General features: G+C 71.1%; 26 protein-coding genes. 13 read left to right on the top strand and 13 right to left on the bottom strand.

Annotation, left to right across the window (positions count from 1 at the left end):
- Positions 1–115: 115 nt before the first annotated feature.
- The 4 genes from ACFV0T_RS33485 to ACFV0T_RS33470 form a co-directional block, all read right to left on the bottom strand.
- Positions 116–1,024, bottom strand: coding sequence for an amino acid ABC transporter permease (locus ACFV0T_RS33485; protein WP_385787599.1), 909 nt, complete (start codon positions 1,022–1,024; stop codon positions 116–118).
- Complete coding sequence (locus ACFV0T_RS33480; protein WP_385787596.1) at positions 1,021–1,689, bottom strand: amino acid ABC transporter permease; 669 nt, start codon at positions 1,687–1,689, stop codon at positions 1,021–1,023. The genes ACFV0T_RS33485 and ACFV0T_RS33480 overlap by 4 nt, the downstream gene beginning before the upstream one ends.
- A gap of 117 nt (positions 1,690–1,806) precedes the next feature.
- A complete protein-coding gene (locus tag ACFV0T_RS33475; RefSeq protein WP_385787593.1) occupies positions 1,807–2,652 on the bottom strand; it encodes a glutamate ABC transporter substrate-binding protein in 846 nt (281 codons plus the stop codon).
- Positions 2,653–2,881: 229 nt separating this feature from the next.
- Positions 2,882–3,658, bottom strand: a complete 777-nt coding sequence (locus tag ACFV0T_RS33470) for an amino acid ABC transporter ATP-binding protein (RefSeq protein ID WP_385787590.1) — start codon at positions 3,656–3,658, stop codon at positions 2,882–2,884.
- Positions 3,659–3,933: 275 nt separating this feature from the next.
- Here ACFV0T_RS33470 and ACFV0T_RS33465 point away from each other — a divergent pair, with 275 nt between their 5' ends.
- Positions 3,934–4,620 carry a response regulator transcription factor gene (locus ACFV0T_RS33465; RefSeq protein WP_385787587.1) on the top strand — a complete coding sequence of 229 codons (687 nt, stop codon included), beginning with the start codon at positions 3,934–3,936 and terminating at the stop codon, positions 4,618–4,620.
- 10 nt (positions 4,621–4,630) lie between these two features.
- Entirely contained in the window at positions 4,631–6,037 is a 1,407-nt protein-coding gene (locus tag ACFV0T_RS33460; RefSeq protein WP_385787584.1) for an ATP-binding protein, read from the top strand.
- Here ACFV0T_RS33460 and ACFV0T_RS33455 read toward each other — a convergent pair.
- Positions 6,027–7,025: a TAXI family TRAP transporter solute-binding subunit gene (locus tag ACFV0T_RS33455; protein ID WP_385787581.1), complete on the bottom strand. Its 999-nt coding sequence runs from the start codon at positions 7,023–7,025 to the stop codon at positions 6,027–6,029. The two genes, ACFV0T_RS33460 and ACFV0T_RS33455, sit on opposite strands and share 11 nt — an antisense overlap.
- An 88-nt stretch (positions 7,026–7,113) precedes the next feature.
- On the opposite strand from ACFV0T_RS33455, the gene ACFV0T_RS33450 reads away from it, so the two are divergent.
- Positions 7,114–7,521, top strand: a complete 408-nt coding sequence (locus ACFV0T_RS33450) for a MazG nucleotide pyrophosphohydrolase domain-containing protein (RefSeq protein ID WP_385787578.1) — start codon at positions 7,114–7,116, stop codon at positions 7,519–7,521.
- A 67-nt stretch (positions 7,522–7,588) separates the two neighbouring features.
- Here ACFV0T_RS33450 and ACFV0T_RS33445 read toward each other — a convergent pair whose 3' ends face one another.
- From ACFV0T_RS33445 to ACFV0T_RS33435, 3 genes are all read right to left on the bottom strand, one after another.
- The gene (locus ACFV0T_RS33445; protein WP_385787575.1) at positions 7,589–8,974 is read right to left on the bottom strand and encodes a hypothetical protein; all 1,386 of its coding nucleotides are present in this window, start codon (positions 8,972–8,974) and stop codon (positions 7,589–7,591) included.
- Between the two features lie 651 nt (positions 8,975–9,625).
- Positions 9,626–10,861, bottom strand: a complete 1,236-nt coding sequence (locus ACFV0T_RS33440) for a cation:proton antiporter (RefSeq protein WP_385787573.1) — start codon at positions 10,859–10,861, stop codon at positions 9,626–9,628.
- Between the two features lie 4 nt (positions 10,862–10,865).
- Positions 10,866–11,351 (bottom strand): cation:proton antiporter regulatory subunit, encoded by a 486-nt coding sequence (locus tag ACFV0T_RS33435; protein WP_385787571.1) that lies wholly within the window; start codon positions 11,349–11,351, stop codon positions 10,866–10,868.
- A gap of 222 nt (positions 11,352–11,573) precedes the next feature.
- Here ACFV0T_RS33435 and ACFV0T_RS33430 point away from each other — a divergent pair, with 222 nt between their 5' ends.
- Together ACFV0T_RS33430 and ACFV0T_RS33425 are read left to right on the top strand one after the other, a co-directional pair.
- Positions 11,574–12,524: a histidine kinase gene (locus ACFV0T_RS33430; protein WP_385787680.1), complete on the top strand. Its 951-nt coding sequence runs from the start codon at positions 11,574–11,576 to the stop codon at positions 12,522–12,524.
- A 29-nt stretch (positions 12,525–12,553) separates the two neighbouring features.
- Entirely contained in the window at positions 12,554–13,216 is a 663-nt protein-coding gene (locus ACFV0T_RS33425; protein WP_385787677.1) for a response regulator, read from the top strand.
- 29 nt (positions 13,217–13,245) lie between these two features.
- Here the strand turns inward: ACFV0T_RS33425 and ACFV0T_RS33420 are convergent, their stop codons facing one another.
- Positions 13,246–13,812, bottom strand: a complete 567-nt coding sequence (locus ACFV0T_RS33420) for a PaaI family thioesterase (protein WP_385787568.1) — start codon at positions 13,810–13,812, stop codon at positions 13,246–13,248.
- A 121-nt stretch (positions 13,813–13,933) separates the two neighbouring features.
- On the bottom strand, positions 13,934–14,233 hold the full coding sequence (locus ACFV0T_RS33415; RefSeq protein WP_385787565.1) for a putative quinol monooxygenase: 300 nt from the start codon (positions 14,231–14,233) through the stop codon (positions 13,934–13,936).
- Between the two features lie 103 nt (positions 14,234–14,336).
- Between ACFV0T_RS33415 and ACFV0T_RS33410 the strand changes: the two genes are divergently transcribed.
- The gene (locus ACFV0T_RS33410; RefSeq protein WP_385787562.1) at positions 14,337–15,296 is read left to right on the top strand and encodes a GlxA family transcriptional regulator; all 960 of its coding nucleotides are present in this window, start codon (positions 14,337–14,339) and stop codon (positions 15,294–15,296) included.
- A gap of 122 nt (positions 15,297–15,418) precedes the next feature.
- Here ACFV0T_RS33410 and ACFV0T_RS33405 read toward each other — a convergent pair whose 3' ends face one another.
- Entirely contained in the window at positions 15,419–16,258 is an 840-nt protein-coding gene (locus tag ACFV0T_RS33405) for an SDR family oxidoreductase (RefSeq protein WP_385787559.1), read from the bottom strand.
- A 171-nt stretch (positions 16,259–16,429) separates the two neighbouring features.
- Between ACFV0T_RS33405 and ACFV0T_RS33400 the strand changes: the two genes are divergently transcribed.
- From ACFV0T_RS33400 to ACFV0T_RS33390, 3 genes are read left to right on the top strand one after another with little or no spacing between them, the layout of a single operon-like run.
- Positions 16,430–16,861 (top strand): MarR family winged helix-turn-helix transcriptional regulator, encoded by a 432-nt coding sequence (locus ACFV0T_RS33400; RefSeq protein WP_385787557.1) that lies wholly within the window; start codon positions 16,430–16,432, stop codon positions 16,859–16,861.
- A 46-nt stretch (positions 16,862–16,907) separates the two neighbouring features.
- The gene (gene miaB, locus ACFV0T_RS33395) at positions 16,908–18,437 is read left to right on the top strand and encodes a tRNA (N6-isopentenyl adenosine(37)-C2)-methylthiotransferase MiaB (protein ID WP_385787554.1); all 1,530 of its coding nucleotides are present in this window, start codon (positions 16,908–16,910) and stop codon (positions 18,435–18,437) included.
- Positions 18,438–18,483: 46 nt separating this feature from the next.
- On the top strand, positions 18,484–19,281 hold the full coding sequence (locus ACFV0T_RS33390; protein ID WP_385787551.1) for a class III extradiol dioxygenase subunit B-like domain-containing protein: 798 nt from the start codon (positions 18,484–18,486) through the stop codon (positions 19,279–19,281).
- A 238-nt stretch (positions 19,282–19,519) separates the two neighbouring features.
- Here the strand turns inward: ACFV0T_RS33390 and ACFV0T_RS33385 are convergent, their stop codons facing one another.
- Together ACFV0T_RS33385 and ACFV0T_RS33380 are read right to left on the bottom strand one after the other, a co-directional pair.
- The gene (locus tag ACFV0T_RS33385) at positions 19,520–19,843 is read right to left on the bottom strand and encodes an antitoxin (protein ID WP_385787548.1); all 324 of its coding nucleotides are present in this window, start codon (positions 19,841–19,843) and stop codon (positions 19,520–19,522) included.
- A 23-nt stretch (positions 19,844–19,866) separates the two neighbouring features.
- Complete coding sequence (locus ACFV0T_RS33380) at positions 19,867–20,205, bottom strand: hypothetical protein (RefSeq protein ID WP_385787545.1); 339 nt, start codon at positions 20,203–20,205, stop codon at positions 19,867–19,869.
- A 183-nt stretch (positions 20,206–20,388) separates the two neighbouring features.
- On the opposite strand from ACFV0T_RS33380, the gene miaA reads away from it, so the two are divergent.
- The 4 genes from miaA to ACFV0T_RS33360 form a co-directional block, all read left to right on the top strand.
- Positions 20,389–21,327 carry a tRNA (adenosine(37)-N6)-dimethylallyltransferase MiaA gene (miaA, locus tag ACFV0T_RS33375; protein ID WP_385787542.1) on the top strand — a complete coding sequence of 313 codons (939 nt, stop codon included), beginning with the start codon at positions 20,389–20,391 and terminating at the stop codon, positions 21,325–21,327.
- A 108-nt stretch (positions 21,328–21,435) separates the two neighbouring features.
- On the top strand, positions 21,436–21,939 hold the full coding sequence (locus tag ACFV0T_RS33370; protein ID WP_385787674.1) for a hypothetical protein: 504 nt from the start codon (positions 21,436–21,438) through the stop codon (positions 21,937–21,939).
- A gap of 146 nt (positions 21,940–22,085) precedes the next feature.
- Positions 22,086–22,979 carry a diaminopimelate epimerase gene (gene dapF, locus ACFV0T_RS33365; RefSeq protein ID WP_385787539.1) on the top strand — a complete coding sequence of 298 codons (894 nt, stop codon included), beginning with the start codon at positions 22,086–22,088 and terminating at the stop codon, positions 22,977–22,979.
- Between the two features lie 299 nt (positions 22,980–23,278).
- The coding region (locus ACFV0T_RS33360) for a RelA/SpoT family protein (protein ID WP_385787536.1) at positions 23,279–24,994 on the top strand (1,716 nt) is incomplete at its 3' end.

The following is a 24,994-nucleotide window of genomic DNA, read 5'->3' as shown; positions in this document are numbered from 1 at the left end:
GCAGGGTGCACGATCACAGAACGTATGCAACCTATTGCCGGTGCTTGCGTCAAGTGACGGAGGCAGTGGCGATCATGCCACTGCCTCCGTACCGGTCAAGTCACTTGAGTGCGCGTCAGATACCGTCGCCCGCGCCCGCGCCGAAGCTGCCACTGACCTCGGCGGCGTTGAGCTCCTCGACCTTCTCGGCGCCGAGGACCGTGCCCGTGCCGCGCTTGCTGCGGCGCAGCCGGCTCTCCAGCCAGGAGGCGAAGGAGGTGAGGAGGAAGTTCAACGCGATGAAGATGATCGCCACCACGATGAAGCTGGGTACGACGTTGGCGTAGTTGGCCGCGAGCGTGCTGCGCGAGTTCAGCAGCTCGGTGAAGCTGAGCAGCGCACCGCCGAGTGCGGTGTCCTTCACGATCACGACGAGCTGGCTGACGATGGCCGGCAGCATGACGGTCACGGCCTGCGGGAGCAGGATGCTGGTCATCGTCTGGCCCTTGCGCAGACCGATCGCGTACGCGGCCTCCGTCTGCCCCTTGGGCAGGGCGAGGATGCCGGCCCGGACGACCTCCGCGAGGACCGAGGCGTTGTAGAGGACCAGGCCCGTGACGACCGCGTAGAGGGGCCGTTCGTCGCTGGCGACGTCCGTGGAGCGGACGTAGAACTCGTTGGCGAACAGCATCAGCAGCAGTACCGGGATCGCCCGGAAGAACTCGACCACGACACCGGCCGGAACGCGGATCCAGCGGTGGTCGGACATCCGGGCGATACCGAAGACCGCGCCCAGCGGGAGGGCGATGACCATGGCGAGGGCGGCGGCCTTGAGGGTGTTGCCGAGGCCGGGCAGCAGGTACGTCGTCCAGGCCTGGCTTGTGGTGAAGGGCTCCCACAGGGCCCAGTTCAGCTGGTGCTTGTCGTCCATCATCCGCCAGGCCCACCACAGGATCAGGGCGAGCAAGGCGAAGAAGACTATGGAGAGGACGATGTTGCGCTGCTTGGCCCGCGGGCCGGGAGCGTCGTAGAGAACGGAGGTCATCGCTTCACCGCCAGTCGCTTGCCGACCCAGCCGAGGAGGAGGCCGGTGGGCAGGGTCAGTACCACGAACCCGAGGGCGAAGACCGCGCCGATGGCGAGCGTCTGGGCCTCGTTCTCGATCATCGTCTTCATCAGGCTCGCGGCCTCGGCCACGCCGATCGCGGCCGCCACGGTGGTGTTCTTGGTGAGGGCGATCAGGACGTTCGCCAGTGGTGCGATCACCGCGCGGAAGGCCTGCGGCAGCACTATCAGGCGCAGGGACTGACTGAAGTTCAGTCCGATCGCGCGGGCCGCCTCCGCCTGGCCGACGGGCACGGTGTTGATCCCGGAGCGGATCGACTCGCAGACGAAGGCCGCCGTGTAGGCGACGAGGCTGAGCGTCGCCAGCCGGAAGCCCTGGAGCTTGAAGTCGTCGGACGCGCCCATGGTCATGCCGAAGATGTCGGCCAGGCCCAGCGAGGAGAAGACGATGATGACCGTCAGGGGGATGTTCCGCACGATGTTCACGTAGGCGGTGCCGAATCCGCGCATGAGCGGGACCGGGCTGACCCGCATCGCCGCCAGCAGGGTGCCCCAGACCAGGGAGCCGACGGCGGAGAGGGCGGTGAGTTTCACCGTCATCCAGAACGCCCCGAGGACGTCGTAACCTTCAAGAAAGTCGAACACGATCTCCCGCGCTTCCGGGTGTGTGGCGTACGTGGAGGGTGTGGCGCGCCGCCGCCGGTCAGGCGGCGGGCGGCGGCGCGTCCGCAGAACCCTGCGTTGCTCGGCCGGAGCCGCGCGCTACTTGACGATGTTGCCGATCGCCGGGGCCGGCTCGTTCTTGTAGCCGGCCGGGCCGAAGTTGGCCTCGACGGCCTTCTTCCAGGAGCCGTCGCTGACCATCTTCTTCAGGGCGTCGTTGATCTTGGTCACGGTCGCGGTGTCGCCCTTCTTGACGCCGACGCCGTAGTTCTCGTTGCTGAGCTTCAGACCCGCGAGCTTGAACTGACCCTTGTACTTGTCCTGCGCGGCGAAGCCCGCGAGGATCGAGTCATCGGTGGTCACGGCGTCCACGGCGCCGCTCTGGAGGGCGGCGATGCACTCCGAGTAGCCGCTGTTCTCCCGCAGGTTGGCCTTCGGGGCGATGGACTTCTGGACGTTCTGCGCCGAGGTCGAGCCGGTCACGGAGCACAGGTTCTTGCCGTTGAGGTCCGTGCCCTTGCTGATGTCGGAGTCGGACTTGACCAGCAGGTCCTGGTGGGCGAGCAGGTAGGGGCCGGCGAAGTCGACCTTCTGCTTGCGCTCGTCGTTGATGGAGTAGGTCGCCGCGATGAACTTCACGTCGCCGCGGGCGAGCGCGTTCTCGCGGTCGGCGCTCTTGGTCTGAACCCACTCGATCTTGTCGGACGAGTATCCGAGCTCCTTGGCCACGTAGGTCGCCACGTCGACGTCGAAGCCGGAGTAGCCGCCGTCGGGCTCCTGCAGGCCGAGGCCCGGCTGGTCGAACTTGATGCCGATCTTGATCTTGCCGCCGCCGCCGCTGGAGCCGTTGCTGTCGTCGTCCTTGTTGTCGCCGCCGCAGGCGGTGGCGCTCAGCGCGAGGGCGAGTACGACGGCCGAAGCGGCGGTGACCTTGCGGAGCTTCATGGTGAACATCCTTCTGCTGATGAGGGAAAGCGGGCCGTCGGGTGCGGGTGACGCAGGTCCTCGGGTGCGGGTGGCGCGGGCCGCAGGGTGCGGGTGACACAGGTCGCCGGGTGCGGGTGACACGGGTCGTCAGGGGCGTGAGGAGCGCGGCGGGCGCGTTCCGTGGTGCGGGATCGATGCGATCCGTGGTGCGGGACCGGCGCGGTCCGTGTCCGCGGGATCGGCGTGGTCAGTGGTGGAGGATCTTCGACAGGAAGTCCTTCGCCCGGTCGCTGCGCGGGTTGCTGAAGAACTGGTCTGGTGTGGCCTGTTCGACGATGCGGCCGTCCGCCATGAAGACCACCCGGTTGGCCGCAGAGCGGGCGAAGCCCATCTCGTGGGTGACGACGATCATGGTCATGCCGTCCCGGGCGAGCTGCTGCATGACCTCCAGCACCTCGTTGATCATCTCCGGGTCGAGGGCCGACGTCGGCTCGTCGAAGAGCATGACCTTCGGGTCCATCGCGAGCGCCCGCGCGATGGCGACGCGCTGCTGCTGGCCGCCGGAGAGCTGTGCGGGGTACTTGTCGGCCTGAGTGCCCACGCCGACCCGGTCGAGCAGCGCCCGGGCCTTCTCCTCGGCCTGCTTCTTGTCCGCCTTGCGGACCTTGATCTGACCCAGCATCACGTTCTCGAGCACGGTCTTGTGCGCGAAGAGGTTGAAGGACTGGAACACCATGCCGACGTCGGCACGCAGCCGGGCCAGCTCCTTGCCCTCCTGGGGCAGCGGCTTGCCGTCGATCGTGATCGTGCCCGAGTCGGTGGTCTCCAGGCGGTTGATGGTGCGGCACAGGGTGGACTTCCCGGACCCGGAGGGTCCGATGACCACGACGACCTCGCCCCGGGCGATCGTCAGGTCGATGTCCTGGAGCACGTGCAACGCGCCGAAGTGCTTGTTGACACTCTTCAGGACGACCAGGTCGCCGGTCGCGGCCACGTCTTCCTTGGCCACCGATACTTCGGTCATCGCTTCGTCCTCCTCGGTTTCGGAGGACAGTAGTGATGCCGCACGACCAGCGTCATTACATCTGAGGGGAATCTGAGCATCACGATCCGATAGCAATCGGACACATGTCGTAGCAGTTGCGACCTGGGAGCGTATCGGCCGGGTAACGGAACGTGCGCGCAACCGGAACCCACTTGACGCCGTCGACGTCCATCAGCGTGACTGCCATGGTGCACACGCGAGTGCGCACAGCTATCGATCGACACCGTACGCCCGATGAACCGGAGGGAGCCGGGATGAGACTGCTTCTCGTCGAGGACGACAACCATGTCGCAGCCGCTCTGTCCGCGGTCCTGGCGCGGCACGGTTTCGATGTCACGCACGCCCGCAGCGGCGAGGAGGCCCTCCAGGCGCTCGTCCCCGAGAGCGCCGGCTTCGGGGTCGTCCTGCTCGACCTCGGGCTGCCCGACCAGGACGGCTACGAGGTGTGCGGCAAGATCCGCAAGCGCACCAGCACGCCGGTGATCATGGTCACCGCCCGTTCCGACGTGCGCTCGCGCATCCACGGCCTCAACCTCGGCGCCGACGACTACGTGGTGAAGCCCTACGACACCGGCGAACTGCTCGCCCGGATCCACGCCGTCAGCCGGCGCACCGTGCACGAGGACGCCTCCGGTGGCGCCGACACCGCGCTGCGCCTGGGCCCCGTGCACATCGAACTGCCCACCCGCCAGGTCAGCGTGGACGGTTCGGTCGTCCAGCTGACCCGCAAGGAGTTCGACCTCCTCGCGCTGCTCGCCCAGCGCCCCGGTGTGGTCTTCCGCCGCGAGCAGATCATCAGCGAGGTCTGGCGCACCAGCTGGGAGGGTACGGGCCGCACCCTGGAGGTGCACGTGGCGTCCCTGCGGGCCAAGCTGCGCATGCCCGCCCTGATCGAGACCGTGCGCGGCGTGGGCTACCGGCTCGTCGCCCCGGCCGCCTAGCGGGGACGGTTTGCGCACCCGTCTGCTGCCGCTGCTCATCGTCCTGATGGCGGCCGTGCTGCTCGCGCTCGGCATCCCGCTCGCCGCCAGTGTGGCCGCGGCCCAGCAGCAGAAGGTCGTCGTCGACCGCATCGACGACACCGCACGCTTCGCGGCCCTCGCCCAGTACGTCACCGAAGTGCCCGGCGGCTCGCGTCCCACGGCCAAGGACGAGCGCAAAGAGACGCTCAACAACGAACTCGCCAGCTACTACGAGGTCTACGGCATTCGTGCCGGGGTCTTCTACCGCACCGACACCCCCATGGCTCAGGCACCCGACGACTGGTTCCTCCCCCAGACGGGTGAGGTGCGGGAAGCCTTCGGCGAAGCGCTGCTCAGCCGTCGTAGCCACGATCCGCAGCAGGTCTGGCCCTGGGACCGTCGTCACCTGGTCGTCGCGTCACCGGTCATCCGGGACGGTGACGTCGTCGCGGTCGTCGTCACCGACTCGCCCACCGGGGCGATGCGTTCGCGGATCCTGCACGGCTGGCTGGTGATCGCGGCGGGCGAGTTCGCCGCGATGCTGCTCGCCGTCGGCGCGGCCCTGCGGCTGACCGGATGGGTCCTCAGGCCGGTACGAATCCTGGACGCCACCACCCACGACATCGCCACCGGGCGGCTGAAGTCCCGGGTCGCGGCGGCCGGTGGTCCGCCGGAACTCAGGCGGCTGGCCCGGTCGTTCAACGAGATGGCGGACAACGTCGAGGACGTGCTGGAGCAGCAGCGTGCCTTCGTCGCCGACGCCTCGCACCAGTTGCGCAACCCGCTCGCGGCGCTGCTGCTGCGCATCGAACTGCTCGCCCTCGAACTGCCCGAGGGCAACGAGGAGATCGCCTCGGTCCAGACCGAGGGCAAGCGCCTCGCGCAGGTCCTGGACGACCTGCTCGACCTGGCGCTCGCCGAGCACGCCGAGGCGGACCTGACGCTCACCGACATCGGCGCGCTGACCGCCGAGCGCGTCGAGGCCTGGTCACCGACGGCCACGGCCAAGGGCGTACGGCTGGTGGGCGACTGCCCGCCGACCACGGCCTGGGCCGACCCGATCACCTTGTCCAGCGCGCTGGACGCGGTGATCGACAACGCGGTGAAGTTCACGCCCGTGGACGAGACCGTCGCGGTGACCGTCGCCTCCAACGGCGAGACCTCGACCGTCGTCGTCACCGACAACGGCCCCGGTCTGACCGAGGAGGAACTCGGCCGCGTCGGCGACCGGTTCTGGCGCAGCGGCCGCCATCAGAACGTCAAGGGCTCCGGACTCGGCCTGTCCATCTCCCGGGTGCTGCTCGAAGCGGGCGGCGGCGCGATCGCGTACGACCACCACGAGCCGCACGGGCTGCGGGTGACGGTGACGGTGCCGAGGTCCGGGCCTACGGTTTGACCGACCGGTAGTAGCGCCGGGCGCCCTCGTGGAGCTGGAGCGGGTCGGTGTAGATCGCCGTGCGCAGGTCGACGAGCTGTGCCGAGTGGACGTGGGCGCCGATGCCGTCCCGGCTCTTGATCACGGTTCGGGTCACCCACTCGATGAGCCGGGGGTCCAGGTCCGTGCGGGTGATCAGCAGGTTGGACACCGCCATCGTGGGCACGACCGACCCGTTCTGCACGGTGGGATAGGCCGACTCCGGCATGTTGGTGGCGCGGTAGTAGCGGGTGGCGTCGCCCTCGGTGTGCAGCTGCGCCACGAGGTCGGGTTCGATCGGGACGAACCGGATGGAGAAGTCGTCGGCGAGCTTCTTCACGCCCGCCGTCGGCAGGCCGCCCGACCAGAAGAACGCGTCGATGTCCCCCGACTTCAGCCGCTCGGGCGCGGTGCTTATGCCGTCGGACTGCGGGGTGATGTCCTTGCGCACGTCGATGCCGGCCGCCCCGAGCACCCGGTTGGCGATGAGGCGCACCCCGGACTCCGGCGGCCCTATGGCCACGCGCTTGCCCTTGAGGTCGGCGACGGAGTCGATGTGCGACTCGCGCGCGACGGCGATCTGTACGTAGTCGTCGTAGAGGCGGGCGATCCCGCGCAGCCGGGCGGCACCCTTCCCGCCGCGCAGTGCGTACGTCTCCACCGCGTCGGCCGCGGCGATGGTGAAGTCGGCCTGGCCGGACGCCACGCGCGCGACGTTCTCCTGCGACCCGTCGCTGGTCTGGAGGTTCACCGTCAGGTCCGGCATGTCCCTGTCCAACTCGGCGCGCAGCAGCTTGCCGTACTCCTGGTAGACCCCGCTCGGTGTCCCCGTACTCAGGGAGATCGTCCCGCCCGGCGGCTCCTCGCCGAGGGGCAACAGCCACCACAGGAGCAGCCCGAGCGCCACGAAACCGGCGGTCGCGCCTTGGAGGGCCCGACGCCTGCCGATACGGGGGAACACCTTGGACATGGGCGCGATCCTGCCAGCACGGGTGCGGTGCCGGCCAGGGGGGTCTTGTCCGGGCGGGGTGTCAGTGGTGATCGGTAGAGTCGGGTCCATGAGTTCCTCGCCTGCCGAGCTGGTCCGTGAGTTCCACCGCGCCTTCGGGCTGAACGTGCGCAGCACACCGGCGCGGGTGTCCCCCGAGCTCGCCGCGCACCGGGGCGAACTGCTCGCGGAGGAGGCCGCCGAGGTGGCCGAGGTCTCGGTCGCGGGCCCGCTCGACAGCCTCGCCCACGAACTCGCCGACGTCGTCTACGTGGCGTACGGCACGGCCCTCGTCCATGGGATCGACCTCGACGCGGTGATCGCCGAGATCCACCGCTCCAACATGACCAAGCTCGGCCCCGACGGCCAGGTGGTCCGCCGCGAGGACGGCAAGGTCCTCAAGGGCGAGCACTACGAGGCGCCCGACGTGTCGGCCGTGCTGCGCCGCCAGGGCTGGGTCCCCGACGGCGCAGCCTGACACGTACGCCTCCCGACGGCACAGTCCGACGCTTACGGAACCCGACGGCGCAGTTTGACGTGTACCGCTACGGCGTGCCGCCGGCCGCCAGCTTCCACTCCCGGTGCAGCGCTCCGAGCGGGATGTCCCGCCCGATCACGGGCGTGCCGAACACCGACAGCTGGATCCGCAGGGTGCCGCTCAGGTCGACGCCGCCGTACACGGCCCAGACGGCGTTCGCGTCGAGGGACGCGTCCGTGCCGGTGACCGTGCCGGTGGCCTCGCCGCGCACATAGGGCGCGAGGTCGGCGGCGACGCCCACGCTGCCGTACAGGCCGACACTGGCCTGCGCGCCGAGCGCCGCCTTCACGGCGCCCGCCGTGCTGACGGAGGTCCGTACCGGCGTGCTCGTCATGTCGGAGGCGCTGACCGGGGTCCAGCCCTTGGCGGGGGAGAAGGTGCCGCCGGCCTTGAAGTCGCCCTTGAGGCTCTGCTCCACGTCCACGGTGACGGTGCCGTCGCCGCTGATCTGGACGTAGCAGGTCAGGTCCAGGTTGACCACGACCGGGACGGGCCCGACCTGGAGCACCGGGTCCGCGTGGAGCTTGGCGAACGGGATCCGCAGCGGCGTGGTGGCGGCCGCGGCCCGGCCCTTGAGGGCCCAGCCCGAGGTCCAGTCGCCGGACACGCCCAGGTAGGCCGAGGCGGGCGCGGCGTCGACGCCCTCGCCGCCGTAGCGGAAGTCGACCTGCGGGGCGACCTGCACGTAGCCGGAGACCGAGGCCTTGGCGGACGCCGGCGCGCCCGCGGCCGTGGGCACCTCGGCCCGTACGTCCAGCCGCAGGCTGCCGAGCGGTACCGCGGCGCCCTCCGGGCCGACGTGGACGTCGCCCGTCCTGGTCCAGGAGAGGTCGACGTCGGGCAGCAGTTTGTCGACGTCGAAGGAGGCGGGGTCGACCGGCACGGTGCCGCGTGCCGTGTCGTCGCCGAGCAGGGCGTTGAGGGCGGCCGGCTCGGTCTGCACCTCCGTGCCCGCCTCCGTCTCGCCGACCACCTCGGTGACCTTGGCGAGCAGTCCGCGCGGGGCGCCGGGCGCGGGGGCACTGGCGATGACGTCGCCGACGGCGGCACGGTGGGGCGTCCCGGTGGGGCTGGGCGAGGTCGAGGCCGTGGCCGAGGGGGACGGATGTGCCGGAGTCTTCGACGCGATGACGGCACGTCGGGTTCTGCTGTCGTACGAGCTCACGGTGAGCGTCGTGCCGCGGGCGGCCTGTCCTCCGGAACGGCCCGGGCGCGCGGTGGCGGTCGCGGTGCCGGCGGGCGCGGCGGCCACCGCGAGGGAGCGTTCGGACGAGGCGTCGCTGTCATTGGCGGTGGCCTGTCCGCCGGGTTCAGTGGCCGAACGGCCGGTCTCCTGCGGGGGTGAGGAGCAGCCGGCGGCGAGGAGGAGGGCGGCCGTGGTCAGTACGGGCATGAGGGCACGCGTGTGCCAGAGCCTCGTGCGTCTGCGCAAGGTCAGTCCTGGGGGTGGTGGGGGGTGAACAAGGGGCTACCGGCGAGTACTACTGGCCGGTAATGAGGCATGAGCATGCCACGGGCGCTCCATGGGAGCTCCACAAACCGGCCACAGCTGTATGTGATCCGTGCCACGGCGTAACCGGACCTGGTCCGGCTACGCCGTGGCACGTTTCCAGGGCTGTCGGAGCTGCCGTGGCCGCCCCTGCGGTCCCAGCTGTCGCAGTCGTCCCTGCGGTCCCAGCTGCGGCGGTTACCCTGCGGTCCCAGCCACGGCGGTCGTCCCTGCCGTCCCAGCCGCTCGGATACGCCCCTGTGGTGCCTGGCGTCCCAACTACGGCAGTCGTCCCTGCCCTCCCCGTTACGGCGGTCGTCCTGCCGTCCCAGCCGCTTGGATACGCCCCTGTGGTGCCTGGCGTCCCAACTACGGCAGTCGTCCCTGCCCTCCCCGTTACGGCGGTCGTCCTGCCGTCCCAGCTGCTCGGATACGCCCCTGTGGTGCCTGGCGTCCCAGCGGTCCTCGGGCTCGGCCGCCCCGCCGCCGTCGATCCCCCGCGGCCGGCGACTTGCCGGCCGCGTCAGTCATCGACCGGTGTCAGTCATCGACCGGTCAGTCGCCCACCCTCGTCTGCGCCCACGTCTCCTCTTCCGGCGCGGTCGCGGCCTCCCCTCGGACGGTCCGGCGCGCCGCGGTACGGCGGCTCCACAGGGCCGCGAGCGGCTCCGTGTAGCGCGCGGTGAGCGGGCCGAGGACGACGAGGATCAGGACGTACGCCGTGGCCAGCGGCCCCAGGGACGGCTCGATGCCCGCCGTGACGGCCAGGCCCGCGATGACGATCGAGAACTCGCCGCGTGCCACCAGCGCGCCGCCCGCCCGCCAGCGTCCCTTGACGGAGATCCCCGCTCGCCGCGCCGCCCAGTACCCGGTGGCGATCTTCGTCGCCGTGGTGACGGCGGCCAGCGCGAGGGCGGGCAACAGCACCGGAGGAATGCTGGCCGGATCCGTGTGCAGCCCGAAGAAGACGAAGAAGACGGCGGCGAACAGATCGCGCAACGGGCTCAGCAGCGTGTGCGCACCCTCCGCGACCTCCCCGGACAGCGCGATCCCGACCAGGAACGCGCCCACGGCCGCCGACACCTGGAGCTGTTGCGCCACACCCGCGACCAGAATGGTCAGCCCCAGCACGACCAGCAGCAGTTTCTCCGGGTCGTCGCTGGAGACGAAACGGGAGATGACCCGGCCGTAGCGGACGGCGAGGAACAGGACCAGCCCGGCGGCGCCCAGCGCGATCGCCAGCGTGACGCTCCCTGCCGCCAGACCCGCCCCGGCGACCAGCGCGGTGACGATGGGCAGGTACACCGCCATCGCCAAGTCCTCCAGCACCAGGACGCTCAGGATCACCGGGGTCTCCCGGTTGCCGACCCGGCCCAGGTCGCCGAGCACCTTGGCGATCACGCCGGACGACGAGATCCAGGTGACGCCCGCCAGCACCACGGCGGCCACCGGACCCCAGCCCAGCAGCAGGGCGGCCGCCGCGCCCGGCAGCGCGTTGAGCGCGCAGTCGACGAGACCGGACGGGTAGTGGGCCTTGAGGTTGGAGACCAGATCGCTCGCCGTGTACTCCAGGCCGAGCATCAACAGCAGCAGGATGACGCCGATCTCGGCGCCGGTGGCGACGAACTCCTCGCTCGCGCCGAGCGGCAGCAGCCCGCCCTCGCCGAAGGCCAGCCCGGCGAGCAGGTACAGCGGGATGGGCGAGAACTGGAAGCGGGCGGCGAACCGGCCCAGCAGGCCGAGCGCCAGGATGATGGAACCGAACTCGATCAGCAGTACCGCGGAGTGCACTCGTTCACTCCCGCCCCAGAATCGCCGCCGCCGTGTCGACGCCCTCGCGGGTACCGATGACGATCAGGGTGTCGCCGCCCGCCAGCCGGAAGTCCGGCGCCGGTGACGGAGTCGCCTCGGCCCGCCGGAGCACCGCCACGATCGACGCGCCGGTCTCGGTCCGCATCCGGGTGTCGCCGAGCAGGCGTCCGTTCCAGTACGAGGTGGCCGCGATCTCGATGCGCTCGGCCACCAGTCCCAGGTCCGTGGTGTAGAGCAGGCTCGCGCTGTGGTGGGACGGCTTCAGCGCGTCGATCAGCGCCCCCGCCTCCGAGCCGGTCATCCGCAGGGAGTGGGCGCAGGAGTCGGGGTCGTCCGTCCGGTACAGGTTCACCGTGCGGGTGCCGTCACGGTGCGCCACCACCGACAGATGGCGCTGTTCTCGCGTCACCAGGTCGTACTGGACCCCGATGCCTGGCAGCGGCGTCGCTCGGAGGCGTGGAGCAGACACGTTTCTTCCCCTTGCTGGTCGTTCACGGGTGCTTCTTGCCGGTCGTTCACGGGTGCTCGGAGCCGCCATGCTGCCATCCGCCCGTACCGTGACGACATGGGTGTTGTGACGGATGGACACGGCCGGCGGGGGACGGAGAGGCTGGTAGGGGTGGTGCCGGTCGCCGAGACGACGAGCGGCGGGAACGGGTACGCGGACGTGGTGAGAGGCGGCGGCGGGAACATGTCGCTGTTCTGGCGGATCTTCTCCCTCAACGCCACGGGCCTGGTCGCGGCCGCCGCGCTGCTCCTGGGTCCGGTCACCGTGTCGACCCCGGTACTGCCGAACGAGGCGCTGGTCGTCGTCGCCGGCCTCGCGGCACTGCTGGTGGGCAACGCGGTCGTGCTGCGGATCGGGCTCGCCCCGCTGCAACGGCTCGGTCGCGCCATGGCCACCGCCGATCTGCTGCACCCGGGACCGCGCGCTCCCGTCGCCGGTCCGGCGGAGGCCGCGGCGCTGATCACGACGTACAACACGATGCTCGACCGGCTCGAGAGCGAGCGCGCCACCAGCGCGGCCCGGGCGCTGTCCGCGCAGGAGCGCGAGCGCCGGCGCATCGCCCGGGAGCTCCACGACGAGGTCGGCCAGACCCTGACCGCCGTGCTCCTCCAGCTCAAGCGGGTCGCCGACCGGGCGCCCGAGGAACTGCGCGAGGAGGTGGGCCAGGCACAGGAGGCCACCCGGTCCGGACTCGACGAGATCCGCCGCGTGGCGCGTCGGCTGCGCCCCGGCGTACTGGAGGAACTGGGCCTGGCCAGCGCCCTGCGCTCGCTCGCGGCCGAGTTCAGCACACGAGGACTGGCCGTACGCCATCAGGTCCCCGGCGAACTGCCCCCGCTGACCGAGGAGGTGGAGCTCGTGCTCTACCGGGTCGCCCAGGAAGGCCTCACCAACACCGTCCGGCACTCCGGCGCCGACCGAGCCGAGATCCGGCTCCGTCCCGTCGCGGACGGCGTCGAACTCCTCGTACGCGACAACGGCACGGGCCTGGAGGAAGGACGGGAAGGGTCCGGTATACGCGGTATGCGCGAACGGGCCCTGCTGATCGGCGCCGCGCTGTCCCTGGGACCCGCGCCCGAACGGGGCACCGACGTACGCCTGCGGGTCCCGCTCACGTCCGGAGCCGGCTCGTGACGCCCCTCGTGCCCGCCACCGAAGGAACGATGACGCCCGTCGCCGCCCCGGTCCGTGTGCTCCTCGCCGACGACCACACGCTCGTACGGCGTGGAGTGCGCCTCATCCTGGAGGGCGAACCCGATCTCACGGTCGTGGCCGAGGCGGGCGACGGCGCCGAGGCGGTGGCCCGGGCCCGCGCCGGCGACGTCGACCTGGCCGTCCTCGACATCGCCATGCCCCGGATGACCGGACTGCAGGCGGCCCGCGAGCTCTCCCGCCGTCTGCCGGACCTGCGGATCCTGATCCTGACGATGTACGACAACGAGCAGTACTTCTTCGAGGCGCTCAGGGCCGGGGCCGTCGGCTACGTCCTGAAGTCGGTCGCCGACCGCGACCTGGTGGAGGCCTGCCGGGCGGCGATGCGTGACGAACCGTTCATCTACCCGGGCGCGGAGCGGGCCCTGGTCCGTTCCTATCTGGACCGTCTGCACCGCGGCGACGGCCTGCCCGAGCGGGTCGTCACCGACCGCGAGGAGGAGATCCTCAAGCTCGTCGCCGAGGGGCACACCTCGAAGGAGATCGGCGAACTGCTCTTCATCAGCGCGAAGACGGTCGAACGGCACCGCGCGAACCTGCTGCACAAGCTCGGCATGCGCGACCGACTGGAACTCACGCGGTACGCGATCCGGGCGGGACTCATCGATCCGTGAGTCCGTGAGGCGGAGCGCCGGCCGGCCGTTCAGCCGGTTTCGGGCAGCGCGAACACGGCGCAGGTGGCCGTTCCGTGCGCGTACAGCCTGCCGTCGGCCGCTCCGACGAGCCGGGCTTCCGCGGTCGCCGTGGTGCGTCCGACGTGGATGGCCCTGCCCTCGCAGCGCAGCGTCGGGGTCGTGGCGAACACCGGCCTGACCATGTTCACGCCGAGCTGGACGGTGGTGTACGCGCGCCGGGCCGGCAGGGCGGTGAGCACGGCGGTGCCGAGCGCGGAGTCGAGAAGGGTGGCCATATAGCCCCCGTGGACCGTGCCCATGGGGTTGAACAGGTGCTCCCCGGGCTCGCCCTCGAAGACGGCCCGCCCCTCTTCGGCCTCCACCAGGCGGAAGCCGAGCGTCCCGCAGATCGGTGCTTCGGGCAGCCGGCCGTCCAGGCTCATACGGATCAGCTGGAGGCCGGTTCGGTCACCGGCGACCGCGTAGCCCTCCGGAGGTTGCCAGGTGTGTGTGCGCGAGCGGGTCCCGGCCGGGAGCTCCGTCCCGGCGGGTGCGTCGCCGGTGGTGATGTGGTGCCGGGTGGCGGACTGCGCCATGGTTCCGTCCTTTACCGGCCCCGCTCGGGGGCCGTCGTCGAGGTGCGGAGCGCCGGGCGGCGGCGTGGATACCGCGCTGCCGCCCGGCGCCACCGGTGCGATGGCCGTGCGGCCGCCGGGATCAGGGAAGCTTGACCGCCAGGAGATCGACGGGCCGGATGTCCGGCGCCTCGCTCAGCATGGTCTGGGCGGCGTCCATCAGCGCGGCGGCGATCGCGCCCTGGAGATGGCCCTGACGCCCCTGCTCGTCGTCGAAGGTGTCGAAGACGCCGAAGGTGGTGGGGCTCTGCCGGAACGCGAACCAGGTGACGGTGTGTTCCTCCCGCTGCGCGAGCTGCAACGCGTCGCGCAGCAGTGCGTCGACCTTGTCGGCGTACTCAGGCTTGGCCTCGATCCGGGCCAGCAGTCCGAGCTTCGTCATGGCGCGCTCCTGTGGTTGGTCTCCTGTGGACACCAGCGAATCTAGGTCGCTCCCACGTGCCTCTCCCAGTGTCGGAAACGACGCTTCCGATATCGTTTCCGACATGGACGTAGCTGTGCTGGCCTACGACGGGGTCTTCGACTCCGGACTCGCCTCCCTGCTGGACGTGCTCGAAGGGGCGAACGGCATGCGGCACGAGATCCCCGAGCCGCCGCCCGCCTGGAAGGTCTCCACGGTCGGCTTTCGCCGTCGGATCCGTACGGGCGCGGGGCACGTCGTCGAGACTCGCCCCGTCAGTACGGCGGTGGACGCGGATCTGCTGCTGGTGCCCGCGCTCGCCGAACGGCGGCCCGACGCGCTGATCGCGCATGTCTCGGGCCCGGACTCGTCGTCCGTACGACGGATGGTGGCCGCGACCCGCGAACGCGGCACCCCCGTCGCCTCCGCCTGCACGGGCACGTTCCTGCTGGCCGAGTCGGGAGTCCTCGACGGGCGCCGCGCCACGACGAGTTGGTGGCTCGCGCCGTACTTCCGCAAGCGCTACCCGGCGGTCACGGTCGACGAGAGCCGCATGGTCACCACGTCCGAGGGGGTGACCACGGCCGGTGCGGCGTTCGGCCACGTCGATCTCGCCCTCGCGATCGTACGGATGAGCAGTCCGGCCGTGGCGGATCTGGTGGCCCGCTATCTGGTCATCGACGAGCGCCCGTCCCAGGCGGCGTACACCATCTCCGCGGCCCTGGCGCAGAGCGATCCGGTCCTGGCGGAGTTCGAGCGCTGGGCCAGGGTCCACCTGGACGAGCCGATCTCGATCGCCGAGGGCGCGCGGGCCATCGGCGTGAGCGAGCGCACGCTCCAGCGCGCCGTGCGCCGCACGCTCGGCACCTCACCCGTCGGCTTCGTCCGGGACCTTCGGGTCGAGCGCGCCTCGCATCTGCTGCGCACCACCGGTCTCCCGCTGGAGGTCATCGCCCGCAAAGTCGGCTACGAGCACGCCAACACGCTCCGCGTCCTGCTCCGCGAGCGGACCGGGGAGACCGCGCGCGCTCTGCGGGGGCGATGACCTGACGCGGACCACGCGAGCTGTGCGCGCTCGTGGTGCGGCGGGTTCGCGTGGGCGGGCGGTCGCGGACCCGCGCGGGCGGTTGGTGTGCGGGGTCGCGGACCCACGCGGGCGGGCCGCGGTCAGCCGAGGTAGCCGCCGGTCAGCGCCACGACGGCCGAGCCGTCGTTGTCCGCGAGCTTGGTGGCGGTGAAGGCGAGCGCCCACGCGGAGGTCTGGAGCCGGAACGCGGGTCGCTCGGCGGTGAGCGCCTCGATCACGGTGACGGCGGCCTGCTCCGGGGTCTGGGCGGAACGGGCGAACTGGCCCTGGGTACGGGCGACGTACTTCTGGAGCGGCTCCGCGTAGTCGCCCGCGGCGGCGAGCAGACGTTCCGGGTCGAGGCCGATGTTGTTGACGAACTCGGTGGCCACCGCCCCGGGTTCGACGACGGAGACGCTCACGCCGAGCTTGCCCGCCACCGGGGCGAGGCTCTCCATGAAGCCCTCGACCGCGAACTTGGCGGCGCAGTAGGCCTCGTTGAACGGCTGACCGACGACCCCGCCGACCGAGGTGACGGTGATCAGCCTGCCGCCGGACGCGCGCAGGTGGGGCAGGGCGGCCTTGGTGGTCTGCACGACGCCGAAGAAGTTGACCTCCATGACCCGGCGCACGTCGTCGACCGTCTCGTTCTCGATCGTGCCCACGTGACCGGCGCCGGCGTTGTTGATCAGTGCGTCGAGCCGGCCGTGGTCGGCGACGACGCCCTCGACCGCGGCCGTCACCGAGGCCGGGTCGGTGACGTCGAGCTGACGGATGTCGAGCGTGACCCCGGCCCGGTCCGCGGCGGCGCGCAGTGCGCCGGCCCGCTCCGGGTCACGCAGCGTGGCGATCGTGGTCCATCCGGCGCGCGCGGCGGCGACGGCGGCTTCGAGGCCGATCCCCGAGGAGGTGCCGGTGATCAGGACGGTGTGGGAGGACATGACTGCCTTTCTTCGGGGCGTCGGGGGCCAGAGGGCTTGCGAGCGGGGAGTGGCCGGCGTTCTGTCAGGAGTTTCAGGCTTTCGGGGGGGGTGCTGGTGATAGATAGTTATGGACCACCACCATCATTGTCAACCATGGTGGTGACGCATCAGCTGGCCTAGACTCCCGCTATGGACGCCCCCGACCGGCTCACCGCCGAGGTGATCACTCTCTTCGCGAAGATCACCGACCGTTACAACCGCGAGTACGAAACCGCCTCGGCCCAACACGGCATCACGCCGCAGCAGGTCAAGGTGCTCCTCGCGCTGGACGAACCCCTCCCGATGCGGCGGATCGCCGAACGCGTGGGCGCGGACCCCTCCAACCTCACCGGGATGGTGGACCGGTTGCAGGGTCGCGGCTTGGTCGAACGCGTGCCCGACCCGGCCGACCGGCGGATCAAGCGCATCGCCGCCACCGAGGCCGGCCGGGCGACCGCGCAGGACCTCCGTGCTCGCCTGCGCTTCGCGAGCGATCCGCTGGTCGCCCTGGACCCGGCCCAGCGGCGCGGCCTGAGGGACCTGCTCCAGTTGATGGTCGAGTCCCCGGGTCCGGGCGCCTGATCGCGGACGGGCCGGGGGCCCTTCCGGGACCGCCTACCCTTGAGCCATGACCAGCAGCAGCGACCGGAGCCCGGCAGTGGACGTTCGATCCTCGATGACCTATGAGATCCGCACCTACGGGTGTCAGATGAACGTCCATGACTCCGAGCGATTGTCCGGGCTGCTGGAGGACGCCGGTTACGTGCGCGCCGCCGAGGACGCGGACGGGGACGCTGACGTCGTCGTCTTCAACACCTGCGCCGTCCGGGAGAACGCCGACAACCGGCTCTACGGCAACCTCGGCCGTCTCGCTCCGATGAAGACCAAGCGCCCCGGCATGCAGATCGCCGTCGGCGGCTGTCTCGCGCAGAAGGACCGCGACACCATCGTGAAGAAGGCGCCCTGGGTGGACGTCGTCTTCGGTACGCACAACATCGGCAAGCTGCCGGTCCTGCTGGAGCGCGCCCGCGTGCAGGAGGAGGCACAGGTCGAGATCGCCGAGTCGCTGGAGGCGTTCCCCTCCACGCTGCCGACCCGACGTGAGAGCGCGTACGCGGCCTGGGTGTCGATCTCCGTGGGCTGCAACAACACCTGCACCTTCTGCATCGTCCCGGCGCTGCGCGGCAAGGAGAAGGACCGCCGCACCGGTGACATCCTCGCCGAGATCGAGGCGCTGGTCGGCGAGGGCGTCTCCGAGATCACGCTGCTCGGCCAGAACGTCAACGCGTACGGCTCCGACATCGGCGACCGCGAGGCCTTCAGCAAACTGCTGCGTGCCTGCGGGAGCATCGAGGGTCTGGAGCGCGTCCGCTTCACCTCACCGCACCCGCGCGACTTCACGGACGACGTCATCGCCGCCATGGCCGAGACGCCGAATGTCATGCCGCAGCTGCACATGCCGTTGCAGTCCGGGTCGGACCCGGTCCTGAAGGCGATGCGCCGCTCCTACCGTCAGGAGCGCTACCTCGGGATCATCGAGAAGGTGCGGGCGGCCATCCCGCACGCCGCGATCACCACCGACATCATCGTGGGCTTCCCGGGCGAGACCGAGGCGGACTTCGAACAGACGATGCACGTGGTGCGCGAGGCGCGGTTCGCGCAGGCGTTCACCTTCCAGTACTCCAAGCGCCCCGGTACCCCGGCCGCGACGATGGACGACCAGATCCCCAAGGAGGTCGTCCAGGCGCGCTACGAGCGACTCGTCGCCCTCCAGGAGGAGATCTCCTGGGAGGAGAACAAGAAGCAGGTCGGCCGCACCCTGGAGCTGATGGTCGCCGAGGGCGAGGGCCGCAAGGACGGCGCCACCCACCGGCTGTCCGGCCGGGCCGCCGACAACCGCCTGGTCCACTTCACCAAGCCCGAGCAGGACGTACGCCCCGGTGACGTCGTCACCGTCGAGATCACGTACGCCGCCCCGCACCACCTGCTCGCCGAGGGCGCGGTCCTCGACGTGCGCTCCACGCGCGCGGGGGACGCCTGGGAGAAGCGCAACGTCGAGAAGGCGGCCAAGTCGGCCGGCGTCATGCTCGGCCTGCCCAAGATCGGCGTGCCGGCCCCGCTGCCGGTGGCCACGGGCAGCGGCTGCGGCTGCGACTGACCGCTCGGGCCCGGCAGTCGGCGAACGCTCGGCTACCCTGCGGGTCATGCTTGTCGCCGCCGCCGTCTGCCCTTGTCCGCCCTTGCTCGTGCCCGAGGTCGCCGCGGGCGCCGCGGCCGAGCTGGACGTCGCCCGTGCCGCCTGCGTGGACGCCCTGGGAGTGCTCGCCGCCGCCCGCCCCGACCGGCTCGTGGTCGTCGGGCCCGCCGAGCAGGGCGGGCGCGGCCCGTACCCGGAGGGTGCGCGGGGGTCGTTCCGAGGCTTCGGCGTCGATCTCGACGTGACGCTGGGCCGGGAGGGAGTGACGGTCAGCCAGGACGAGGCGACGCCCGGACAGGGCGTCGCGATGCCGGTCCAGGACGGCGCGACCTCGGGCCGGGAGGGCGAAACGCCCGCCGAGCGCGCCCTGCCGCCCTCCCTCGCGGTGGCCGCTTGGCTGCTGGAGCGGACCGCGTGGTCCGCCGCCCCGGTCGAGGGACTCGGCGTGGGGGAACCCCTGGCGGCCGAGCGGTGTATCCGATCCGGACGGGATGTCGTCGCGGGAGCCGACCGGGTGGCGCTGCTGGTGATGGGCGACGCCAGCGCCTGCCGGACGCTGAAGGCTCCGGGCTATCTCGACGAGCGGGCGCAGCCCTTCGACGCCGAGGCCGCGCGTGCCCTGGGCGCGGCGGACGTCGCCGCCCTCAAGGCGCTGGACGTCGATCTGGCGTACGAACTCAAGGCCTCCGGCCGGGCCACCTGGCAGGTGCTGGCCGGAGCGGCCGAGGACGCGGGTCTCACCGGCACGCTGCTGTACGAGGACGCGCCGTACGGCGTGGGGTACGTGGTCGCGGCCTGGTCGTAGGGGGCCGAGGGGCAGGCGCCGTAGGGGCCGGACGTAGGGCCCACGGCTGCTGCGCCGGTCGTGGACGGCCGACGGTCACCAGGGCTGGTGACGGCGGAGACGGCGGAAGGCGACGGAAGACGGCGGAAGGCGACGGAAGACGGCGGAAGACGGCGGAAGACGGCGGATGACGGCGGACGGCCGCGAGCGCCGAAGCGCCCCGGCCGTCCGCCGATCATCTTGTCTCGTGCCGTGCTGTTCAGTACCCCGGTGGCGGTGTTCCCGGCGGGGTGGCGCTGCCGCCGCCCCGCTCCGGGCCGACGGTGCCGCCGCCCGCTTCCGGGCCGAAACTGCCGCCGCCCGCCTCCGGGCCTTCCTTGTGAGCGAGGCGGTCCATGGCGCCCTTGGCCTTGCCGGTGCCCGTCTGGATCTTGTCGCTGTACTTGCCCTTGGTCTTCTCGTCGACCGCCTTGGCGGCCCTGTCCAGGCCATGCTGGATCTTGTCCCCGTGCTGCTGCGCGAGGTCCGAGACCTTGTCCTTGGCCGGGGCGAGCTTGGCCTTCAAATTGTCCATCAGACCCATGGGTCACCTTCCCTGCCGGGCAGTTACCTGCGGGCGCCCTCACCGACCTCACTGTCGGCCGCTTCCTCGGCGGACTGCTGCTTCGGGATCTCGACACCGTCGGCCGCGGTGACTTTGTCGTCCCCGTCCGCCTCAGCCGTGTCGACGACGTCCTCCGTCGACGCCGTCGACTCCGCCGCGTCCCGGTCCTTCTCCGACCCCGCCGCCGCGGCGGTCTCCGCCACCGTCACCTCGGATGCAGCCGCCACAGCGTCGACCTGCTCCTCGGTGGCAGCCGCCGTGTGGCCGGCCTCTTCGGTGGCCTGCTCGGTGGTCTCCTCCGTGGCTTTCGACTTCCGAAGAAGCCGCGCAAAAACGCCCATATCCACTCCATACGTTACTCGTGCGGGCGAAATTCCGCGTCACCCGGTGCGTTCGATTGCGCCGCCCGGGTCGCCGCCCTCGGTGAATCGGCGGCCGGAACCTCGCAACGGGCAACGACGGCGAACGAGTGCCGTCACGTAACTCGTTCGAGAGGAGTCCCGGAGGTTTGCGAGACTGGGGCGGTGAGCAGCGCACCCCCCGCCCCCCGAGTCATCGCCGTCGTCGGACCCACCGCGGCCGGAAAGTCCGATCTGGGCGTTTTCCTGGCCCAGCGGCTCGGCGGCGAGGTCGTCAACGCCGACTCCATGCAGCTCTACCGAGGGATGGACATCGGCACCGCCAAGCTGACGCCCGAGGAACGGGCCGGTGTCCCGCACCACCTCCTGGACGTCTGGGACGTGTCCGTCACCGCCTCGGTCGCCGAGTACCAGCGGCTCGCCCGGGAACGGATCGACTCGCTGCTCGCCCTGGGGCGCTGGCCGATCCTGGTCGGCGGCTCCGGTCTCTACGTCCGTGGGGCCGTCGACAACCTGGAGTTCCCCGGCACCGACCCCGAGGTCAGGGCCCGGCTGGAGGAGGAGCTCACCCTGCGCGGCTCCGGCGCGCTGCACGCCCGCCTGGCCGCCGCCGACCCCGAGGCCGCCCAGGCGATCCTGCCCGGCAACGGCCGCCGTATCGTCCGGGCCCTGGAGGTTATCGAGATCACCGGCCAACCCTTCACGGCCAACCTCCCCGGCCACGATTCCGTCTACGACACCGTGCAGATCGGCGTCGACGTGGCCCGCCCCGAGCTCGACGAGCGCATCGCGCGCCGGGTCGACCGGATGTGGGAGGCGGGGCTCGTGGACGAGGTCCGCGCGCTGGAGGCGCAGGGACTGCGCGAGGGGCGTACGGCGTCGCGCGCGCTCGGCTATCAGCAGGTACTCACGGCGCTCGCGGGGGAGTGCACGCAGGACGAGGCGCGTGCGGAGACCGTCCGTGCCACCAAGCGCTTCGCGCGCCGTCAGGATTCGTGGTTCAGGCGCGATCCGCGGGTGCACTGGTTGAGTGGGGCCGCGGCCGACCTCACAGAACTTCCGCACCTTGCGCTGGCGTTGGTCGAACGACCGGTTACAGCCTGATCACGTCATGGCATCGGGACGCCCAGGCCGTCATCCGGGCCTGTTGGGCCATGCCATCATCGAGCTTCGATCGACCAAGTGGAGTCCGAGTTGGGAGGGCGCGTGGCGATGGAGGCCGGCCCTCGCGACACCGCACAAGGCACCGAGCCCGTCACCACCGACAGCGGTGCAGCGGAGCAGGACGGGGACCGACTGAGTCCCGACGGACCTGACGAGATCCCGGACGGCGTGACCGCCGACGGTCCCGAGCCCGAGGAGATGTTCGCGGGCGGACCCGAGGTCGAGGTCGAGCTGCGCCCGCAGCGCCGACTGCGCATCTGGCAGCTCGCGCCCATCGTGGCCCTCGCGGCGACCGGCTCGCTGATGTTCGCCTTCCCGCTGGCCTTCGACTTCGGCGACAGCGGCGCGGTGATCGCCATGCTCGGCCTGCTGATCTGCTCGTGCGCGGCCGGCTGGGGCATGATGGCCGCGCGCCGCGTCGGATACACCTGGCCCGGACTGCCGCCACGGGGTTCCGGAGGCAGGCCCGACTGGCGCATGGTCCTCATGTACGTGGTGCTGGTCGCGGCGGTCGGGGTGCTCGCCGTCTGGCGCGTCGCCCGGCTGCGCTGACCCTCCCGTCCACGTCGGGATGGTCGTACCTCTCGACATCGGGGTTGTCGAACCCCTCGACGTCGGGGTTGTCGAACCCCTCGACGTCGAGAGTGGTGACACACGTCCACGTCGGGCTTGTCGGGCCCACCCCGTACGATCGAGGGATGAGCACGCGGATCGCCTTCCTCAAGGGTCACGGCACGGAGAACGACTTCGTGATCGTCCCCGACCCCGAGAACGTCCTCGACCTGTCCCCGGCCGCCGTCGCCGCCCTGTGCGACCGCCGCGCGGGCATCGGCGGAGACGGTCTGCTGCACGTGGTGCGCTCCGCCGCCCACCCGGAGGCGCGGGCGATGGCGGCCGAGGCGGAGTGGTTCATGGACTACCGCAACGGCGACGGCTCGGTCGTCGAGATGTGCGGCAACGGCGTACGGGTGTTCGCACGCTATCTCCAGCACGCGGGCCTCGTCACCGAAGGTGACCTCGCGGTCGCCACCCGCGGCGGCGTGAAGACCGTGCACATCGCCAAGACCGGGTCCGACGGCGACTTCGCCGCAGGTGACATCACCGTCGGTATGGGCAAGGCGGTCCTCCCCGAAGGGGACGTCACGGTGACCGTCGGTGAGCGCAGCTGGCCCGCGCGGAACGTGAACATGGGCAACCCGCACGCGGTCGCCTTCGTCGGCGACCTCGCGCACGCCGGTGACCTCTTCACCCCGCCGCCCTTCCGCCCGGCCACCGCCTACCCGGACGGGGTGAACGTCGAGTTCGTCGCCGACCGGGGCCCGCGCCATGTGGCGATGCGGGTGCACGAGCGTGGCGTCGGCGAGACCCGCTCCTGCGGCACGGGCGCGTGCGCCGTCGCCGTGGCGACCGCCCGCAGGGACGGCGTCGACCCGGCCGTCACCGGAACTCCGGCGACCTACGCCGTCGACGTGCCCGGCGGACGGCTCGTGATCACCGAGCGGCCCGACGGAGCGATCGAGATGACCGGTCCCGCGGTGATCGTCGCCGAGGGCGAGTTCGACCGTGAGTGGCTGGAAAACGCGGCTCGCTGAAGGGTCGGCAGGCTTGGCATCCCAGCCGTCGGGGGCCGGGCGCGGGCGATGCGTTCGTCTGATCGCCAGACGTGCGTGCGAAACCACGGCCGGTCTCAACTCCCTTGGCGTGAAACCGTAAACCTCTCCGTCATCGCTCGAATGGGTGATCCGTTTCACGCTCGGCGAGAGACGGTCGGTCGCGCGTGATGGGCTCGGTAGCATCAAGCACCGGCTCGGACGGGGGATCGTCCGCCATCCCCTGAGCCGTGTCCGCCATGGGGCACCCCGTCCGCCGGTCCACGCAGCCGGAGGTGCCCATGAGTGCGGAGGCCACGAACCCCGTGACCCCAGGCCCAGTGACGCCGACAGTCGCCGCTCCCACGGCGCCCACGGCGCCGCGCAGGAGGGCCCGCCCCCGGATCGACCTGCGCCGCCTCGGCCGGGCCGCACTGCTCGGCACCGCCTCCCGCGACCGGCTGCCCGACGCGATCAGCCATGTCGTCGAGGCCCACCGTGCCCATTACCCGGACGCCGACCTCGAACCGCTGCGCCGCGCCTACGTGCTGGCCGAGTCCTCGCACCGCGGCCAGATGCGCAAGAGCGGCGAGCCGTACATCACGCACCCGCTCGCCGTGACCCTCATCCTCGCCGAACTCGGCGCCGAGACCACGACGTTGACGGCCTCGCTGCTGCACGACACGGTCGAGGACACCGACGTGACGCTCGACCAGGTGCGAGACGAGTTCGGCGAGGAGGTGCGCTACCTCGTCGACGGCGTCACGAAACTGGAGAAGGTCGACTACGGCGCGGCCGCCGAGCCCGAGACCTTCCGCAAGATGCTCGTCGCCACCGGCAGCGACGTCCGGGTGATGTCGATCAAGCTCGCCGACCGGCTGCACAACATGCGCACCCTCGGCGTCATGCGGCCCGAGAAACAGGCCCGCATCGCCAAGGTCACCCGGGACGTCCTCATCCCGCTCGCCGAACGACTCGGCGTCCAGGCACTCAAGACCGAGCTGGAGGACCTCGTCTTCGCGATCCTCCATCCCGAGGAGTACCAGCACACCCGGGAACTGATCGTCGACAACGCGGCGCGCCCCGACGACCCGCTCGCCGAGATCGCCGACGAGGTACGCGGTGTCCTGCGCGAGGCCGACATCCAGGCCGAAGTCCTCATCCGCCCCCGGCACTTCGTCTCCGTGCACCGCGTCGCCCGCAAGCGCGGCAGGCTGCGCGGCGCCGACTTCGGCCGGCTGCTGGTCCTCGTCAACGAGGACGCCGACTGCTACGCCGTGCTCGGTGAACTGCACACCTGTCTGACGCCGGTCGTCTCGGAGTTCAAGGACTTCATCGCCGTACCCAAGTTCAACCTGTATCAGTCGCTGCACACCGCGGTCGCCCGCGGGGACGGTCAGATCGCCGAAGTCCTCATCCGCACCCACCAGATGCACAAGGTCGCCGAAGCGGGTGTCGTCGCGCTCGGCAATCCCTACGCTCCTCCTTCGGAGGAGCAGGCCGCCGGCGACGGCGAGCGGGTCGACCCCACCCGGCCCGGCTGGCTCTCCCGCCTCCTCGACTGGCAGGAGGCCGCGCCCGACCCCGACACCTTCTGGTCCACCCTGCGTGAGGACCTCGCCCAGGACCGAGAGATCACCGTCTTCCGGCCCGACGGCGGCACGCTCGGCCTGCCCGAGGGAGCCAGTTGCGTGGACGCCGCGTACGCGCAGTACGGCGAGGACGCGCACGCGTGCATCGGAGCCCGCGTCAACGGCCGTCTGGCGAGGCTCAGCACGGTCCTGAAGGACGGTGACACCGTCCAACTGCTCATGGGCCAGGACCCGGCCTCCGAGCCGTCCAGGGAGTGGCTGGACCACGCGCACACGCCCGGCGCCCGGATCGCCATCCAGCGGTGGCTCGCGACGCATCCGGCGAGCGGTGAGAACGAGGGCCAGGGCGGCGGCGAGGGCGAGGCCGCGCGTGAAGGCGGTGGGGCGGCCGACGCGGGTACGGGCGGCGCGCGGACGGCACCGGGC

Source organism: Streptomyces sp. NPDC059582 (assembly GCF_042735715.1).
Classification (GTDB): Bacteria; Actinomycetota; Actinomycetes; order Streptomycetales; family Streptomycetaceae; genus Streptomyces.
The sequence above is the reverse complement of the archived record's forward strand: the minus strand, read 5'-3'. Positions and strand labels throughout refer to the sequence as shown.